The sequence below is a fragment of the Sulfitobacter aestuariivivens genome, from assembly GCF_014763045.1.
Classification (GTDB): domain Bacteria; phylum Pseudomonadota; class Alphaproteobacteria; order Rhodobacterales; family Rhodobacteraceae; genus Sulfitobacter; species Sulfitobacter aestuariivivens.
In genome coordinates, this window is record NZ_JACTAG010000002.1 from 1,568,957 (window position 1) to 1,586,153 (window position 17,197).

15 protein-coding genes and 1 pseudogene are annotated in these 17,197 nt (G+C 59.3%); 10 read left to right on the forward strand and 6 right to left on the reverse strand.

Annotation, left to right across the window (positions count from 1 at the left end; all coding sequences use genetic code 11):
• Positions 1 to 51 precede the first annotated feature (51 nt).
• Genes phnG through phnN form a run of 7 tightly spaced genes read left to right on the forward strand, consistent with a single transcriptional unit; the run spans position 52 to position 5,044 of the window.
• Complete coding sequence (gene phnG, locus H9Q16_RS17510) at positions 52 to 507, forward strand: phosphonate C-P lyase system protein PhnG (protein WP_191076698.1); 456 nt, start codon at positions 52 to 54, stop codon at positions 505 to 507.
• Positions 507 to 1,106 (forward strand): phosphonate C-P lyase system protein PhnH, encoded by a 600-nt coding sequence (gene phnH, locus H9Q16_RS17515; protein ID WP_191076699.1) that lies wholly within the window; start codon positions 507 to 509, stop codon positions 1,104 to 1,106. Before phnG ends, phnH begins: the two co-directional genes overlap by 1 nt.
• Positions 1,097 to 2,185: a carbon-phosphorus lyase complex subunit gene (locus H9Q16_RS17520; protein WP_191076700.1), complete on the forward strand. Its 1,089-nt coding sequence runs from the start codon at positions 1,097 to 1,099 to the stop codon at positions 2,183 to 2,185. Before phnH ends, H9Q16_RS17520 begins: the two co-directional genes overlap by 10 nt.
• Positions 2,182 to 3,033 carry an alpha-D-ribose 1-methylphosphonate 5-phosphate C-P-lyase PhnJ gene (locus H9Q16_RS17525; protein ID WP_191076701.1) on the forward strand — a complete coding sequence of 284 codons (852 nt, stop codon included), beginning with the start codon at positions 2,182 to 2,184 and terminating at the stop codon, positions 3,031 to 3,033. Before H9Q16_RS17520 ends, H9Q16_RS17525 begins: the two co-directional genes overlap by 4 nt.
• A complete protein-coding gene (phnK, locus tag H9Q16_RS17530) occupies positions 3,030 to 3,800 on the forward strand; it encodes a phosphonate C-P lyase system protein PhnK (protein ID WP_191076702.1) in 771 nt (256 codons plus the stop codon). The genes H9Q16_RS17525 and phnK overlap by 4 nt, the downstream gene beginning before the upstream one ends.
• A gap of 3 nt (positions 3,801 to 3,803) precedes the next feature.
• Positions 3,804 to 4,487 (forward strand): phosphonate C-P lyase system protein PhnL, encoded by a 684-nt coding sequence (phnL, locus tag H9Q16_RS17535; protein ID WP_191076703.1) that lies wholly within the window; start codon positions 3,804 to 3,806, stop codon positions 4,485 to 4,487.
• Positions 4,484 to 5,044 (forward strand): phosphonate metabolism protein/1,5-bisphosphokinase (PRPP-forming) PhnN, encoded by a 561-nt coding sequence (phnN, locus tag H9Q16_RS17540; protein ID WP_191076704.1) that lies wholly within the window; start codon positions 4,484 to 4,486, stop codon positions 5,042 to 5,044. The genes phnL and phnN overlap by 4 nt, the downstream gene beginning before the upstream one ends.
• Here the strand turns inward: phnN and H9Q16_RS17545 are convergent.
• The gene (locus H9Q16_RS17545) at positions 5,026 to 5,697 is read right to left on the reverse strand and encodes a DUF1045 domain-containing protein (RefSeq protein WP_191076705.1); all 672 of its coding nucleotides are present in this window, start codon (positions 5,695 to 5,697) and stop codon (positions 5,026 to 5,028) included. The genes phnN and H9Q16_RS17545 overlap by 19 nt on opposite strands.
• Here H9Q16_RS17545 and H9Q16_RS17550 point away from each other — a divergent pair.
• Together H9Q16_RS17550 and H9Q16_RS17555 are read left to right on the forward strand one after the other, a co-directional pair.
• Positions 5,696 to 6,889: an alpha-D-ribose 1-methylphosphonate 5-triphosphate diphosphatase gene (locus H9Q16_RS17550; RefSeq protein WP_191076706.1), complete on the forward strand. Its 1,194-nt coding sequence runs from the start codon at positions 5,696 to 5,698 to the stop codon at positions 6,887 to 6,889. The genes H9Q16_RS17545 and H9Q16_RS17550 overlap by 2 nt on opposite strands.
• 159 nt (positions 6,890 to 7,048) lie before the next feature.
• Positions 7,049 to 7,683 (forward strand): annotated as a pseudogene (locus tag H9Q16_RS17555) (tyrosine-type recombinase/integrase).
• Between the two features lie 385 nt (positions 7,684 to 8,068).
• Here H9Q16_RS17555 and H9Q16_RS17560 read toward each other — a convergent pair.
• The 5 genes from H9Q16_RS17560 to H9Q16_RS17580 all read right to left on the reverse strand — a co-directional run bounded on the left by H9Q16_RS17560 (position 8,069) and on the right by H9Q16_RS17580 (position 15,875).
• The gene (locus H9Q16_RS17560; protein ID WP_191076707.1) at positions 8,069 to 9,154 is read right to left on the reverse strand and encodes a C45 family autoproteolytic acyltransferase/hydrolase; all 1,086 of its coding nucleotides are present in this window, start codon (positions 9,152 to 9,154) and stop codon (positions 8,069 to 8,071) included.
• A 102-nt stretch (positions 9,155 to 9,256) separates the two neighbouring features.
• Positions 9,257 to 10,918 carry an ABC transporter substrate-binding protein gene (locus H9Q16_RS17565; RefSeq protein WP_191076708.1) on the reverse strand — a complete coding sequence of 554 codons (1,662 nt, stop codon included), beginning with the start codon at positions 10,916 to 10,918 and terminating at the stop codon, positions 9,257 to 9,259.
• Positions 10,915 to 11,910 (reverse strand): dihydrodipicolinate synthase family protein, encoded by a 996-nt coding sequence (locus H9Q16_RS17570; RefSeq protein ID WP_191076709.1) that lies wholly within the window; start codon positions 11,908 to 11,910, stop codon positions 10,915 to 10,917. Before H9Q16_RS17570 ends, H9Q16_RS17565 begins: the two co-directional genes overlap by 4 nt.
• Complete coding sequence (locus H9Q16_RS17575; protein WP_191076710.1) at positions 11,907 to 14,330, reverse strand: FAD-dependent oxidoreductase; 2,424 nt, start codon at positions 14,328 to 14,330, stop codon at positions 11,907 to 11,909. Before H9Q16_RS17575 ends, H9Q16_RS17570 begins: the two co-directional genes overlap by 4 nt.
• 3 nt (positions 14,331 to 14,333) lie before the next feature.
• The gene (locus H9Q16_RS17580) at positions 14,334 to 15,875 is read right to left on the reverse strand and encodes a trimethylamine methyltransferase family protein (protein WP_191076711.1); all 1,542 of its coding nucleotides are present in this window, start codon (positions 15,873 to 15,875) and stop codon (positions 14,334 to 14,336) included.
• Positions 15,876 to 16,034: 159 nt separating this feature from the next.
• Here H9Q16_RS17580 and H9Q16_RS17585 point away from each other — a divergent pair, with 159 nt between their 5' ends.
• The gene (locus H9Q16_RS17585) at positions 16,035 to 17,012 is read left to right on the forward strand and encodes a GlxA family transcriptional regulator (RefSeq protein WP_191076712.1); all 978 of its coding nucleotides are present in this window, start codon (positions 16,035 to 16,037) and stop codon (positions 17,010 to 17,012) included.
• Positions 17,013 to 17,197 lie beyond the last annotated feature (185 nt).

The following is a 17,197-nucleotide window of genomic DNA, read 5'->3' on the forward strand; positions in this document are numbered from 1 at the left end:
AAAATATGTTAAGATGTGTATAGTTGTATAGTATCAGGAAAAGTTGTCGAGATGAAAGACACTTTGGACGAACAAAATCCTCGTCAAGCGTGGATGAGCCTTATCGCGCTAGCACCGGAGGGCCGTGTCGCACAGTTGCTTGACGCCGCAGAAGAGCGCCCTGCTTTCAAGTGGCTGCGCCCGCCCGAGATCGGAAGCACAATGGTGCGCGGGCGTGCGGGTGCGACTGGCGCGCCGTTCAATTTAGGTGAAATGACAGTCACCCGCTGTGCGTTGACCTTGGACACGGGCGAGGTTGGCCATGCCTATATTCAAGGCCGCCGCAAGGCGGACGCAGAGGCCGCAGCTTTGGTAGACGCGATGATGCAAACGGCGCTGGCCGACAAACTCCGTGAGACAGTTTTGGAGCCAATCAAAGCAGAAATGAAACAGGCCAAGACCACCCGCGCCGCCAAAGCGGCCGCGACAAAGGTCGAATTCTTCACCATGACTCGAGGAGAAGACTGATGCAGGCACAGGCTCTCAGCGGTGGATTTGCTGATCCGGCTACCCAGTCGGCCCACGCATTTCGCAGTATCATGGAAGCGATGGCGCGCCCGGGTACTTTGCATGGCGTGAGTGGTGCCCTGCCGCCTGCGCCTCTGTCGCGCGCCGCGGGTGCGGTATTGCTGACGCTGTGCGACACCGAAACGCCAGCATATCTGGCCGGTGGCGCGAATTGCGACGCGGTTCACGCCTGGCTTGCGTTTCACACTGGCGTACCCCTTGTCGGCCCCTCCCATTGTCGGTTCGCGGTCGGCAGTTGGAGCGCACTCACGCCTTTATCGGCCTATCCAATCGGCACATCCGAGTATCCCGACCGCTCTGCCACGCTGATCGTTGAGTGTCCTGAGCTTACCGATTCAGGCGAAATTCTGACTGGCCCTGGCATCCGAAATAATGCGGCGCTATCGCTACCGGAAGTCGCGGCCTTTCAATCAAACCATGCGCTTTTTCCCTTGGGGCTCGATTTTATTTTCACCTGTGGTGACCGTCTCGCAGCACTTCCCAGATCGACCAAAGTATGCGCGCCAATGGGCGCGACCGAGGTGACGCCTTGTATGTAGCGGTCAAAGGCGGCGAGCGCGCGATTGAAAACGCCCATGCGTGGCTTGCCGAAGAGCGCCGCGGTGACATGGACATCGCAGAGCTTGGTATCGCGCAAATTCGGGAGCAACTGAGCCTTGCCGTGAACCGCGTGATGGCAGAAGGCTCGCTTTACGATCCGGACCTGGCAGCACTGGCGATCAAGCAGGCGCGCGGTGATCTGATCGAGGCGATCTTTCTTATCCGTGCATATCGCACCACCCTGCCCCGCTTTGGCGCATCCGAACCTGTCGATACCGGTGCCATGACCTGTGACCGGCGCATCTCCGCCACGTTCAAGGATCTGCCGGGCGGTCAGGTGCTGGGGCCGACTTTTGACTACACCCACCGCCTGCTGGATTTCAAACTGGCGGCAGATGGGGACGTGCCCGAAGCGCCTTCGCGCGAAGCCGCCGCCGACTCTGTGCCGCACGTGACGGAGTTTCTGAACCACGAGGGTCTGATCGAAGAGGCCCCGCAGGAGGATACGCCTCCACCTGACCTGACGCGCGAGCCGTTGGAAACGCCCGCAGAGCGCGCTTTGAGGCTGCAAGCCCTGACCCGCGCAGACGAGGGATTTATCCTTGGCCTCGCGTATTCCACGCAACGCGGCTATGCGCGCAATCACGCCTTTGTGGGTGAACTGCGTATCGGGTCCGTCGCGGTTAAAATGGAGATCCCGGAACTGGGCTTTGCTGTTGAAATCGGCGAAGTGACCCTGACCGAATGTGAAACCATCAACCAGTTCAAAGGGTCCAAAACCGAGCCGCCGCAATTCACCCGCGGCTATGGACTGGTTTTTGGTCAGACCGAACGCAAGGCGATCTCAATGGCGTTGGTCGACCGCGCCTTGCGGTGGGAAGAACTGGGCGAAGATAACGTCGGTGCGCCCGCACAAGACGCTGAATTTGTGCTGTATCACGCAGACAACATTCAGGCGACCGGATTTCTCGAACACATCAAACTGCCTCACTACGTCGACTTTCAGTCCGAATTGGAGTTGGTGCGCAAGTTGCGGCGCGAAGCGGGTGTTGATCAGGTACAGGAGGCGGCGGAATGACCGACTACAACTTCGCTTATCTCGACGAACAAACCAAGCGGATGATCCGACGAGCGATCCTCAAGGGTCTTGCGATCCCCGGATATCAGGTGCCGTTTGCCAGCCGCGAGATGCCGATGCCCTATGGCTGGGGAACGGGCGGCGTGCAGGTGTCAGCCGCTGTCTTGACGCCAGAAGATACATTCAAAGTGATCGATCAGGGGGCCGATGATACGACCAACGCTGTGTCCATCCGGACCTTTTTTGAACGTACAGCGGGCGTTGAAACAACAACCACAACCTGCGATGCATCGGTCATCCAGACGCGTCACCGCATCCCCGAGGAGCCACTGAGCGAGGGCCAGATCCTCGTGTATCAGGTGCCAATCCCCGAGCCACTGCGCTTTCTAGAGCCGCGTGAAAGTGAAACGCGCAAGATGCACAGCCTTGAGGAATACGGGTTGATGCATGTGAAGTTATACGAAGACATCAGCCGTCACGGCCATATCGCGACTTCTTACGCTTATCCGGTCAAGGTCGAAGGGCGCTATGTAATGGATCCCTCGCCGATCCCCAAATTCGACAATCCGAAGCTGGGCGATATGGCTGCTATTCAGCTTTTTGGTGCAGGTCGAGAGCAGCGTATTTATGCGCTGCCGCCTTACACGCAAGTGGTCAGCCTCGACTTTGAGGACCACCCCTTTGAGGCGTCAAAGGCGGACCACCCTTGCGGCATGTGTGGTGCGATCGACAGCTATCTTGATGAGTTGATCATAGATGACACAGGTGGGCGGATGTTTGTCTGTTCCGACACGGATTTTTGCGAGGCCCGTCAATTGGCCGGCCATAAAGGAAAGGACGCGGCATGACGCCTTTGCTTTCTGTTCAAGGCATCTCCAAGCGCTACGGCATCCATATCGGGTGCGCTGATGTGTCCTTTGATCTCTATCCCGGCGAGGTGATGGGGATCGTGGGCGAAAGCGGATCCGGCAAATCCACCTTGCTTAATTGCCTGGCAGGGCATCTGGCCCCCGACGAGGGGCAGGTGATCTTTGACACCCGCGCCGACGGACCCCGCGACACCCTGACCATGTCGGAACCGGAACGCCGGATGCTGGGCCGGACCGACTGGGCCTTTGTGCACCAACATGCGCGTGACGGTTTGCGCATGGGCGTCAGTGCAGGCGGCAATGTCGGTGAGCGGCTGATGGCGGTGGGCGAACGCCACTATGGCAATATCCGCAACAAGGCCACGGATTGGCTGGGGCGGGTCGAGATTGACGCCGCCCGTGTGGATGACCGACCCACAACGTTTTCAGGCGGCATGCAACAGCGCCTGCAGATTGCGCGTAACCTTGTGACCGGACCCAGGCTGGTGTTCATGGATGAACCCACGGGCGGGCTGGATGTTTCCGTGCAGGCGCGCCTGCTGGATCTGCTGCGTGGTCTGGTGCGCGACATGGGGCTTTCCGCTATCATCGTGACCCACGATCTTGCTGTGGTGCGCCTGTTGGCAGACCGTCTGATGGTCATGAAGTCCGGCCACGTGGTGGAAGCAGGACTGACCGATCAGGTGCTCGATGATCCGCAGCACGCCTATAGTCAGCTTCTTGTCAGCTCCGTTTTGCAGGTATGAGCCATGATTGAAATTCGCAACGTGTCAAAGACTTTCACACTGCACAATCAGGGCAGTGCCGTGATCGAAGTGATCAACGATGTGTCATTCGCTGTCGCACCGGGCGAATGTGTCGCGCTGACGGGCGCGTCTGGTGCCGGAAAGTCCACGCTGATGCGCATGATTTACGGCAATTACCTGACCCAAGCCGGTGAAATACGCATTGGCGATGTGGATTTGGTACAGGCAGCTCCGCGCGAGGTGATTGCCCTGCGCCGTGAGGTTTTGGGCTATGTTAGCCAGTTTCTGCGGGTGGTGCCGCGTGTGCCAACATTGGATGTTGTGGCTGAGCCATTGCGGGCCGTTGGGGTCACTGCGCAGGACGCACAGGCGCGGGCCGAGGTGTTGCTGACCCAGTTGAACATCCCCCAGCGTCCGTGGTCGCTCTCCCCAACCACCTTTTCCGGGGGCGAACAACAGCGGGTGAACATTGCCCGCGGCTTTGCCCGCCATTACCCTGCGATGTTGCTGGACGAACCCACCGCCAGCCTTGATGCCGCTAACCGCGAAGTCGTGCTGTCACTGATCGAAGACGCCAAGGCGCGGGGCGCGGCAATCATCGGAATCTTCCATGACGAGGCAGCCCGTACGCGCGTGTGTGACCGCGAGATTGACGTCAGCCGCTTTACGCCCGGTGTGGCAGCGTGACGCGCGCCTCAAAGTCAAAGGGACGCCTCGTCGCGGTTGTTGGCCCCTCTGGCGTTGGCAAAGACAGCGTCATGGCGGGCCTCGCGGACGCATTGCCCCGAATGCATCTGGTCCGCCGGGTGATCACCCGTGCGCCGGGCCTTGGCGGAGAAGACTACGACGCAGCAACACCTGAGCAATTCACAACCCTGGTGGCGGAAGGGGCCTTTGCCGTTCATTGGCAAGCCCATGGTCTGCGCTACGGGATCCCGGTTTCAGTCAGTATTCACATTGATAAAGGAACAGATTGTCTTGTGAACTTTTCCCGCAGCGCATTGGCCGAGGCGGCGGAGATTTTCCCACGCTTTATCGTTCTGAATGTCACCGCGCGGCCTGAAACCCTCGCTTTGCGTCTGGCCGCAAGAGGCCGCGAGACGGAGGAAGAAATAGGCAAACGTCTCGCAAATGCCGACAAACCTTTGCCAGCAGGTCTTAGAGTCCTCCACCTGTCGAATGACGGCTCTTTGGCTGAAACAGTCGCGCGCGGCGCAGACCTGCTTCAACCGGCGAAGGTGTAGCGATGCAACATCTCAAAGCGGCCGTCTGCCCGTTCGCCACACAAGGCGATCTGATCAACAACAAACGGCGCGGGCGATGCGGGCAGGTGGCTTTTTACCCTCTCACTCCATTTAGCGATCGCGTCTTCGGGCAATCGTCCTGTGAGGGTCAGGTGAAATTTGAACGCCTCCATCACATAAGGGTATCCCCATTGCGTCAGCAATGTCTCTTGCAACGGGGTCAGACCAGCTTTGCGGTGCCGCGCCAGTTCGGTGTCACCGGCAGGTGCGCGGAACCCGTCAAGATCGCGAACACAGCTACTGGAAATCCGGCGAACAGCCCCAAGATCGCCGCACGGGGTCAGCGCCAGGAAGCGGTTCAGGACCGTCACTTTCAAGCCCTCGCAAGCTGCAGGCGCAAGCGATGCCGCCAAGTTAGATGTGGCGTTTTCCAGATCCTCGACCGTTGTGCCATCCTTCAGCCGGAACGGCGGCTTCAGCGTTCCGTGAAACCCATATTTCTTCGGTGTCATCGTGATGTCACGCAAACCGGGCAAACTAGGCTGAGGGATTTCGCGACCCGTGGCCACATCCCAACCAAGCCAGGCGGCACCAGCCTCCGCCAACGCGCCATCGGGCGGAACATAGTAAATTGCAAATCGAGAGTATGACATGAATTCTCTTTTCCCCGCCTCCTCTTTGGCAAAGGCTTGTGACAGCGATATGTCAAAGGATCTTTGTCTCGCAAATGCGCAAATTATACTACCGGATCGGGTGCTGTCGGGCGCGGTAACGATCGAAAAGGGCGTTATTTCGGGGATTACGGAAGGCGATCAGGTTCCCGATGGCGCCATTAATTGCGCGGGCGATCTGGTCTTGCCCGGTCTGGTGGAACTGCACACAGATAACGTCGAGCGGCATATTGAACCCCGTCCCGAAGTCGACTGGCCGCATCTGCCCGCCCTTATCGCACATGACGCAGAACTGGCGTCGACTGGCATCACGACAGTATTTGACGCGATGCGAGTCGGCTCCATCCATAGCGGCAAGGGGCGCTATCTCGACTATGCGCGCAGACTGGCCGACGAGCTGTTGGCGGCCCGTTCGCAAGGGGTGTTTAAGATCAGCCATTTCCTTCACCTGCGCGCAGAAATCTGTTCGGAAACGCTCTTGGAAGAGCTAGCCGGGTTTGGCCCGGATGACCGGGTGGGGATCGTCAGCTTGATGGATCACACGCCGGGCCAGCGTCAGTTTCGTGATCTTGCCGTTCTAAAGACCTATGTCGCGAAGAAACGCAGCATGAATGACGCGGAATTTGCAACGCATGTAGAGAACCTGCTGGGGCTGCAAGTACGCTTTGGAGCGAAACACGAAACCGGCGCCGTGAAAGAGGCGGGGCGGTTGGGCGCAGTTCTGGCCAGCCATGATGACACGACCTCGGCGCATGTTGCCACATCTGCTGAAAACGGTGTCGGCTTTGCGGAGTTTCCCACAACGATTGAGGCCGCCAGGGCCTGTCGCGCCCACGGAATAGCCGTCATGATGGGTGCGCCAAACCTGATCCGCGGCAGCTCGCATTCGGGCAACGTTGTCGCCGAAGACCTGGCAAGGTCCGACTTGTTGGACATCGTTTCGTCGGACTATGTCCCCTCAGCGCTGCTGTTGTCCGCATTCCATCTCGCAGAGGTCTGGAATGATCTGCCGCGCGCGATTGCAACAGTGACGTACAACCCCGCCAAGGCGGCACATTTGAAAGACCGCGGCGCACTCAAAGTTGGTTTGCGCGGCGATGTCGTGAGGGTGCGCAAAACCGGTCAAACACCCCTTCTGCGCGGGGTTTGGAGCCAAGGCAACCAAGTTGCCTAAACCCTTTGGCTCTCAGCGACCAAGACATACGGCCATGTGACAGCTTTGCTACGCTGAAAACGAGATTGCCAACCTAGCCCCTAAAGCAGTTCGGGGAGCGAGACGGCCATAAGCGCGGTGCTGACGTCTGGGGCTGGAAGGAGGACTGGAGGGCTTATCATGCCAAGAGTTCAACTTCCCGCAGTCACCCCAATAACGCAAAGCATGGAACAAAGGGAAGGTCATCGGCCAGAAACGACCGCTGCTTCGCAAACAGGCTTGGGCAATCCGCGCGCGGCTCGAACGTGCAGGCTGCCTTCTCGATCTCGCGCTGTTCAACGTTGCGATTGATAGCAAGCTGCACGGCTGCGATTTGGTCAAACTTGCCGTGACTGACTTGGTCAAAGATGATCGCGTTCGCGAGAGAGTTTCTGTGATCTAGAGCAAGACTCAAATGCCGGCTCAGTTTGAACTGACTAAAACCACGCGAGAAACTATTACAGCGTGGGTTAGTTCACCCGAAAAGATTGGCTGCCCATTTCATGTTCCCCAGCCGCTTACGCGACCGTCCGCACATCTCTCCGCGCCAATATGGTCGACTGGTTCGTGATTGGGTGACTGCGATTGGATTAGAACCGAGCGGCTACGGCACTCATTCGCTCCGTCGGAACAAAGCCGCTGAGATACACCTCAAGACTGGCAACCTTCGTGCTGTTCAACTTTTGCTCGGCCATTCGAAGGTTGAAAGCACAGTGCGCTACCTTGGCGCCGTATTGGAAGATGCTCTGAGCATTACAGAGCGCATCGACATTTAAGGGATGTTCGCGAACGGTGCTTGCCGTTCGCTAACTTAGAAGAGACCTAGGATCATGCAGCGGCCAAAACGAACTGCGAGCCCCTTTCGACCGATGCTGCAACTTGCATAGTGCGCAGCGAAGGGCAGAAAGCCGACGTAAGAAAATGACAGAACCGCGCGAAAATACCACTCAGCCATGGCTCAAAAATGCATCAAGAAGCCGGATACAGAGGAGTCTCGTTACACAAAATACAGTGAAAGGTGGATCTGCATCTGATGGAATTCGCCGCCCATCTTTTGCTGTTTGAAGGCAAAGACGGGCCTCTGGAGCCGACCCTTGGTCGGGATTACCACTTGCATCAACCTATCCGCCTGCAGGGGTAAGAAACCGCGTTGAACAATGCTCAGTCTAAAGTGAAACGTCTGAAGGCGTTGCTGCAGGGCGGACCATCCGAGCAGAGCATCACGCCCGAAGCCGCGTTCATCACAACGGCTGCGCGCGACTCGGCGGTCGACACACCCGGCTCCACATGGTTGCAGATGCCCACCGGATAGTTTGCGTGATCCGCAAGAATGGCTGTGATGGTATCGGCCGTCACGGGGCGCTGAGATTTCGACAACAGCTGAAACATGCGCCCGTCGCGCACATAGGTATGGGCAGAGGGAAGCGGTGTTTCGCGCGGTTTCAGATCGGTTGATTTCATATGGTTCGAGAAAGTATGTATCGGCTCATGGGCGTATCTGATCGCGTGACTGCCCGCGCTGCTTTCCACATCGACAACGCCGTAGGGGGAGCCGACCGCGTAGTGAATACCGACAGTGCGGTGGTTAAGCACGATGGCCTCCACCGCTGAGCTGAGGCGCGTCTCGTTCAGGATCAACCGCGCGATGATCGGGGCGGGAACGCCGGGACGTTGATCGTCCACACGCAGCGCGCTGGCGACAACGGAGATGCCAGCGGCGTTCATGCCGAACTGACACAGAATACCGGCATGGCCGACAAAGAGCGCTGCGGGCGTCGTCTCAGTTGCAGCATTGCGGAAGAGAATTGGGGTCCAGATCGGTTCGATGTCGTAGGTTTGTGTCAGCAGCACGTCACCACCCGTGGCATCGCCCTGAACCACAGCACAGGTGCAACCGCCATTTGCCGTGTCCGGCCCCGCGTTTATGCGTGCACGGACGTCAGGCCAGCGCAACCGACGTATTTCCGCAACGCAGTTCATTGCAAGGATCTGTTCAAACGCGATGCCGGAGGCCTCGGCGATGCCATGCATTTCCGCCAGCAAATCAGGGGCCGCCGCGTCGATGAAGGGCAGGTGCTGAGCGGCGTAGGCAAGAACCTCAGCCTCTGACAGCGCCACAAAAGGCGGCTCGTCCGCGCCGATCATGTCGAGAAAAGCCGCATAGAGCGCATGGATCTCGTCGCGCAACATAGCACCATGTTGCAGGCCGCGGTCTTTCGGCGCTCCACTCAGTTCAATCAGTTTCATGGTGGCGCATTCCTTGACCAGTAGATGTGACGCTCTGCAATTGCTTCCAGGTCAAAACAAAATCAGGCGGGGCCACAGAGAGGAAGACCCCGCCTGCGGATATCAAGTCCAGTAAATAGCGTCTGGACGGATATCCAAGGCAATATGGTGTTCAGCGCCTTTCAGACCTTCGCGGGTGTGGTTGAACCGCGATAGCCAATAGGGCTGGATAGTGACGCCTTCGTCCTGGATCAGCCTCTCGCCACGGGCCATGATCTCGCGGCGTTTTTCGGTGTCGGCGGTGGACAGCGCCTCTGCCAGGATTGCGTCGAACTCATCATTGGCCCAGCCAAATTCGTTCCAGGCTTCGCCTCCTTTGTATGCAAGCGCCCAAATCTGGACGCCCAGGGGGCGAGGGTTCCAGTTGGTCGAACTGAAGGGATACTTTGTCCAGTCATTCCAGAACGTCGATCCTGGCAAGACCGTTCGTTTCACATTGAAGCCCGCGTCGCGCAACTGTGCCGCCACTGCGTCCGTAGTGTCTTTGCGCCAGGCGTCATCGATGGACATGATTTCCATCTCGAAGTCAGCCATGCCTGCCTCTTGCAGCAGTTCCAGCGCGCGTGCAGGATCGTGAATCGGGGCGCCGATATCTGCATATTCGGGATGCGCCGGACCAACATGGTGGTTTTCTGCAACCTGCCCGCGTCCGTCATAACCGAGTTCCAGCAAAACGCTGTTGTCCACGGCCATCGTGATTGCCTGCCGCACACGTTTGTCCGCATAGGGTTGGACCCCACCGACCTCCGCAAGTTGGTTGGGGCGTATGACGATGGTGCCCATGGTGACCACGTTATTTGTGACCCATCCGTCAAACGCGCCGATGATGTCGATGAAATCCCCTTCGACGGTATAGGTCACATCAATTTCGTCAGATTCTGCGGCTGATACCCAGGCGGCAGGTTCCGTCCCGTAATCAATATACTCGATGCGGTCCATCCAGGCACCGTTGCCTTCGTTCCACCATGTGTGTTCGGTGTTTTTGACAAGCGTCGCTTTGACTCCAACCTCGAAATCCTCTGGCAGATAGGGACCCGTTCCGATTGGATTGCTGAGCACTGTCTCCGGCGTGTAGGATTCCGGTACAATGGCGGCCGGGTAGTCGGTCATACCGGCGATCAGCGAGATATCTGCCTTTGGCAGGTTCAGCCGGATCGTGTGGTCGTCCACGATTTCGACAACATCCGACATCAGCTTTTCTGTTTCCGGATCAACAATCGTGGCAAAACGCCCTGCCATTGAGTTGCCTTCAACGCCCTTGTCACACCAGCGTTCGATGTTGCGGGCAACATCCGCCGCAGTGAAGTCGTCTCCGTTGTTCCACTTAACGCCCTTGCGCACATTCAAGGTGTAAACTGTCGCGTCATCGTTGACTTCCCAGCTTTCCAGAAGCTGCGGCTTCAGCGAGCCGTCGTTTTCGAAGGAAACGAGATACTCAAGCCACCCACGCGTCACGTTCGACATCTGAGTCCAGTCGTAGGTCCGCGTATCCTTCAGGCCCAGAACATCCATCTGTATCCGGACGGTTCCGCCCGGTTTTGCGTCCGCTGCGGCATGTGCCGGGGTCGGCAGACCCATAAGCGCGTAGGCCGTTGCCGTCGATGCGCCAAATGTTGTCGCCAGGGCCAGGAATTCTCTCCGGCTCACGTCATCCTCTCGGGTTTTTTTCGCCTGGTTGATGATCGAAAGCGGTAGTTTCTTACCGGTTCTCGTCAAATACGTCATTGTAGTTCCTCTCTGTTGAATGATGTGGTTTGGGCACGCTCCGCCAGCGGAGCGACAAGCTGCACATCGAAGCCAATCGCGTCACAGCGTTGCTCCAACCGCGCAAGCAGCCTGTCGACGCGAGACCGGTCATCCGGTGTCAGCGCCGCGCCGGGTGCGCGTAGTGTAGGCGTCGGCAGGACGCCGCGGCGGTGCAGGATGTACTTGCGCACAGCCAGCCCCGTGGTCAGTGACATCTCCATCCGCACAAGCGGCGCGAAAGCGTCGAAGACGTCGTACATCCGTTCATGCGCGTCTTGGGCTGCCAGATCGCAAACCGCGCGCAGCATTTCGGGAAAGGAAAACCCGGTCATCGCCCCGTCACTGCCGCACATCAGGTCTTCGGGCAGATAGAGCGCGCCAAACCCGCTGAGGATCGACAGCCGCCGGATCTCACCCTTGTCGGCGCGGGCGCGCAGATGGGTGATCTTGGACCAGCTGGGCCAGTCCTCCAGCTTCAGCATCATCAGGTTTTCGCAGGTCTCGCCCACCACCTTAAGTGTCTCACTCGGTAGATGAACGCCTGTTGCGACTGGAAAATCCTGCAAAACAAAGGGAATGTCGCCAAGGCCCTGACCCACTTGGGTAAAATAGGACACTCCATCGGCATCCGTCTTGAGCGTTGCGGGGGCGTTTACCATCACGCCATGCGCACCCAGATCAACAAGCGCCTTTGAGGCCTCGCAGAACGGGGCGACCCCCATCGCCCCCAGCCCCACGAGCACGGTCATATGGCCCGCGTAGCGGACCGCCTCGGTCAGCAGCGCGCGGGTCTCGCCCGATGACATCTTGGGGGCTTCACCCATGACCCCCAGCAGCGTGACCCCATCGCAACCCGCATCGCGGTAGAACGCCATCATCGGGCCAAGCGCATCAAGGTCGAGCCGCCCTTGAGTGTCAAAGGGGGTCGCCATGATGGTGAAGACGCCTGATGTGGTCTCGCTCAACCTCATGCGCGCATCCTGGTGCCATTAGGGTCGTACAAAGGGCGCGCTTGCAGATGCGCGGTGTGCCGTTCGCCCAGCAGATCAATCTCGAAGGGCTGTGTGGCATCGCCGTCAGGGCGCACATAGCCCAAAGCCACACTTTTTCCGGTGGCATGGCCGAACCCGGCGGAGGTGACGTAGCCTACGTATTCACCGCCCTGATAGATCGCCTCGCCACCAAAACAGTCGCGCCTGTGCGCTTCCATGGTGAACTGGGCAAACCGTTGATTGACAGGTTTCTCTGCGCTTTGAACGTAGGCATCACGCCCCACAAAGTCGCCTTTTTGCGGGTAAATGAAACGCGCCAACCCGCATTCCTGTGGCGTAACGTCGGCCGAGAAGTCCGGACCCCAGGAGCCAAACCCTTTCTCCAGCCGCATCGACCCCATTGCGCGGCCTCCGGCAAGCTTGAGATCGAAATCAGCGCCGACCGACAGGATGAAATCAAGCATCTGTGCATGGCTGTCGCGCGGGCAATAGAGCTCATACCCCAGCTCACCCGTGAACGAGACCCGCGCGGCAAGTACGTCGGGAACCCCGTCGATGGACAGTTCGCGCGCGGACAGAAACGGATAGGACGCCCCATCGACCGGTGCATTTGTCAGCCTCCGCATAAGGTCGCGCGCGCGCGGCCCGGCGATATGCGCCCCGCCCATCTCAAGCGAGCGGTTGGTCAGTTGCACGTCCCGGTCTTTCGGCAGTTGTTCGTCGAACCAGCGCATGTGGCTGGCTTGCATGACGCCCGAGCCAAAGAGGAAAAGCCGGGTCTCGCTCAAACGTGCAACAGTGAAATCGCCCAATAACCGGCCCTTAGGGCTCAGCATCGGGCTAAGTGACATGCGCCCATCGTCCGCTGGCACGCGCCCGGCCAGCAGGGTGTTCAGCCAATCGGCTGCGTCGCGCCCGGTGACCTCGTATTTGGCAAAGGCGGAGACGTCGATCAGCCCGACATTGCCACGCACCGCCCTGACTTCATCTCCTACGGCTTCAAACCAGTTGCCGCGCTCAAAGTCATAGTGATCCTGTGCTGCCGCGCCCTCCGGCGCGTACCACAAAGGATGCTCCATCCCGTAAACCGCGCCATGCACCGCGCCGCGCGCAGACAGCGTGTCATAGACCGCCGAGGTCACTTTTCTCCGCGCCACGTCGACCTCTTCATGCGGGTAATAGACCTTCTGGCGGTGCTCATACCCATAGCGCACGCGCGCGGCAGTGTAGTCCGCATCGGCCCAGTCTCCGAACCGTGCGACATCCCAGAAATGAACATCCATCGATGGTTCTCCATCGACGATCCACTCTGCCAGAATACGCCCGATCCCACCGCCTTGGTTGAAGCCGGACATCACCCCATTGGCACAAAAGTAGTTGCGCGCGCCCGGATGCGGGCCGACTAGCGGGGCAAGGTCGGGCGTGAGGATCATCGGCCCGTTGACCACCCGTTTGATCCCGGCCTCTGCCATCGCCGGGATGGCGCGCATGACATGGTCCATCGCTTTTTCGGCGCGCGACAAATCATCGGGCAAAAGCTCATGGCCAAAGTCGAGCGGCGTGCCCGCCTCAGACCAAAGCGTGCAGGCGTCTTCGTAGATACCCAAAAGCAGCCCTTGCCCTTCTTGCCGCAGGTAATACCCGCCGCCGGGTTCCGAGACATGCGCGATCTCGCGTGGCAGGGCTGCCAGCGCAGGCATCGGTTCGGTGACAAAGTAGTGATGTTCCACCGGCATCAGCGGCAGGCTAAGACCGGCCAGTGCCGCCACCTCACGCCCCCAAAGCCCAGCAGCGTTGATCAGCACGTCCGCGTGGATCACCCCCTTTGGCGTCACAACCTCCCAACCGCCGTCTGCCAAGGGTCGGGTCGCTTCAACAGGCATGAAACGCCGCACCTCTGCGCCCATTTTGCGCGCGGCCTTGGCGTAGGCGTGGGTCACGCTCGCCGGGTCACAGTAGCCCTTGAGCGGCTCATAAAGGATGCTGTCGATCCCATCCGTGTCGAGCACCGGCACCATCTCGCGGGCGTCCTGCGCCGTGATGAACCGGGTTTCAACGCCCGAGCGCCGCGCCTGGCTGTCCATCCGGCGCAGCTGATAGGTCTGGTCCTGCCCGCGCGACAGATAAAGCCCGCCGACGATATGCACGCCGCAAGACTGGCCGCTGAACTCTTCGAGTTCGGCATAGTGTTCAATGGTTTGTTTCTGCAGTGTCGCCGCATTCGACGGCATGGTGAGCGCAGCGAGGTTGCCCGCCGCATGCCAGCTTGATCCGGCAGTCAACTCCTGCCGTTCCAGCAGCACCGCGTCCGTCAGCCCGCGCCGCGCGAGGTGGTAAAGGGCGGCACAGCCGACGACACCGCCACCGATGATCACCACATGACGGGTTTCAACGGCCATCGCTCAAACCTCCGTGCCAAAGGCACCGGGCCGCATTGCGGCCTCGGGCAGGAAGATGTCGAACTGTCGCCTGATCTCGCGATCAACTTCAGGCGGGATCGTCTGGGGATAATGGCTCTCCAATATCTCACGCGCAGCGGATCGGGCGCGTTCACGTTGGTCCTGCGCGCCCGCATCCTGCCAATCATCCCGGTTTCTGCGGTCGGCAAGGGGGGGATAGAAGTATTCCGAATTCATCAGCTTCAGCGTCTGCGGCTGGGCCAGAAAATGCCCCTCTCCCCGGCAAACGGTGTCGATCACGGCCAGCGATAGCGTCTCTGGCGTGACCTCGATCCCGCGGACGAGACGCATGACAGCGCCGTTGATGTCATTGTCGATCGGGTATTGCTCAAAGGCGACGGTCATCAGGCTTTCCAGAAATCCGGCGGAATGATGCACGTAATTCGCCCCACTCAATGCCACGGCGGTCGTGGTCATGCCCTTTTCATACCCCGCTTGCGCATCAGGCAGTTTGGAATCCGAAATGCCCGCAGAATTATAGAGCGGTAACTCCAGATGCTGCGCGATCTGCGCAATCGCGGCGTTCATCAAGGCAAACTCCGCCGAGCCGCCGGTAAAGGCACCTGACCGCAGATCGGCCTGGCTGGGTACGCAGCCGATCAAGGTCGGGTGGCCCGGATTCTTGAGATTGACATAGACCATGCCGGAAAACTGTTCGGCGAGGATTTGCGCCAGCGTGCCTGCAAGGGCCGCGGGGGAGGTCGCGCCCGCCTGTGGAGCGGACGACAGGGCCACAGGCAGGCCATGGGCGATGACCTCATCCAGGATTTCCACGGATTCCATCGCAAAGCGCAGCGGGCTGACGGTGAAGCTGAGCGCGAAAGACAAGATTGGGCGACGCGCAAATGCCTCCACTCCCCCCGCGATCAGATCGCCCAGCGCGCGGATTTTCCAGACCTGATCGGCCCGATACTCGTTTGCCATGACGTGCTTGGTGGTGCCTGCCAGGCAGGCGTAGAAAGAGTTCACTCCGATGTCCGCTGTCTCCAGATCGCGCGGCACCACGGGGCGCATGTAGAAATGGATGTTATCCAGCCGGTCGCAGAGCCTGCCGATATCGTAATTGTCCCGCAGCGTCGTTTCGCGGACCCGCCCCTCCAGATCGAGGATGTTGACCGCCGATCCACCCGTCCCGAGGTAGACCCGCGCACCGCCAATATTGAGATCATGCTTTGCCTCCAGCCCCGCCAGTAGAACCTCTTTGCAGGCGACCTTGCGCATCCTGTCGATCAAGGCGGCAGGAATGCGCACACGCTCTGTCTCAGTGTCGAGCGGGCAACCGGCGTTCAGGAAGACATCCCGGATCGGACCCGCATCCACCTGCACGCCAGTACGCCCAAGGACTTCGTAGGCGGCGTCGATGATCTGACCCACCGCATCCGCTGACAGGGGCCGGAACGCCGTGCTGGTGGCGCCGGGCGGCACCGACTGCGAGGCGCTGCTGTCAGCGGCCAGTTCGAGTTTGCGCGCACGGGTACGTCGCATGAAGCAGCCTTTCAGGTGTTGCAGTCTCCCGATTATAGGGTGTTGTAGCGCGGTCGAAGCGGCGGGATCGGACAAAGACTGTGCGAAATCGGACGTATGAACTGCAGATTCTGCACAATTTCAATTGTGAGCTGAGGCGCGTTGCGCCACGCTTTGCCCATGAGCAAAAGAATCGGATTTTTCGTGCCACCGCAGGTCTCTCTGCTGGGGCTGGATTGCGCGCTGGACACGTTGCGGGTGGCGAACCGCGTGCGCGGCGATGATTTCTACCGCTGGTGCACAATCGGGGAAGCGGACCACGCGGTGCAAACCTCAAACGACCTGCGGCTGGCGCTCGATTACACCATGCACGAAAGCCTGCCGGAGCTTGATATGCTCTTTGTCTGTGGGTCCATTGATCCCGCGGAGCCGAAGTCCGCGCGCACGGTGCCTTGGTTGCGGTATATGTCGCGGCGTGTGCCAACCTTGGGCGGTATCACATCCGGCGCTTTCCTTTTGGCCCGAGCGGGACTGTTGGATGGCTACACTTGTACTGTACACTGGGAAAACGCAGACCTGTTTCGGCAAGAGTTTCCAGATATCCGCGTGTCAGACGCGGTCTTTGTGATCGACCGCGACCGGATGACAAGCGCGGGGGGGCTTTTGACCATCGACCTCTTCCTGCAGGTAATTTCCGCCGATTGCGGCGCGGCAATGACACTATCGGTGCTCAGCGTCTTTCAGAAAGATCGGATGCGCGGGCCTTCCGATCCGCAGACATGGTCATTGGCGCGCGGTTCCAAATTGCACCCTAGGCAGATCTTAAAGGCCGTGAATCTTATGGAGCAAAACATTGAAACGCCACTGAAGATGGAAGAGATCGCGCGCGGCACAGGGGTGTCGTCAAGGCACCTCAACCGCTTGTTCAAGCAGCACTTTGACCAAACATCCTCCGAGTACTATCGCGACCTGCGTCTGTCGCGGGCGCAGCGATTGCTGCGGACCACGTCGCTGTCGGTCTTGGAGGTCGCCAACGCCTGCGGCTTTGCTGCCCAATCGTCTTTTGCTCGCCAATTTTCGCAGACCTTTGGCCACGTACCCTCGGCGAACCGGCGGCAACACGGTCTAAGTTGCCAGCCGAGATCAGAGGATGAGTGACGTGGCGCAAGGACGCCCCAAACAGCAAATCGCAAGCAGCTATCGTCACACCAACAGGCTGCCCACAACACTCCGTCAGATCTGCTAAATCGATCAGAATATGGCAACTTTTTTTGAATGCAGCGTGCGTGTTTTTGCGACTGCCAAGAAAACCCAATTCCTGTAATTGGTCTTTCTCACGGCTG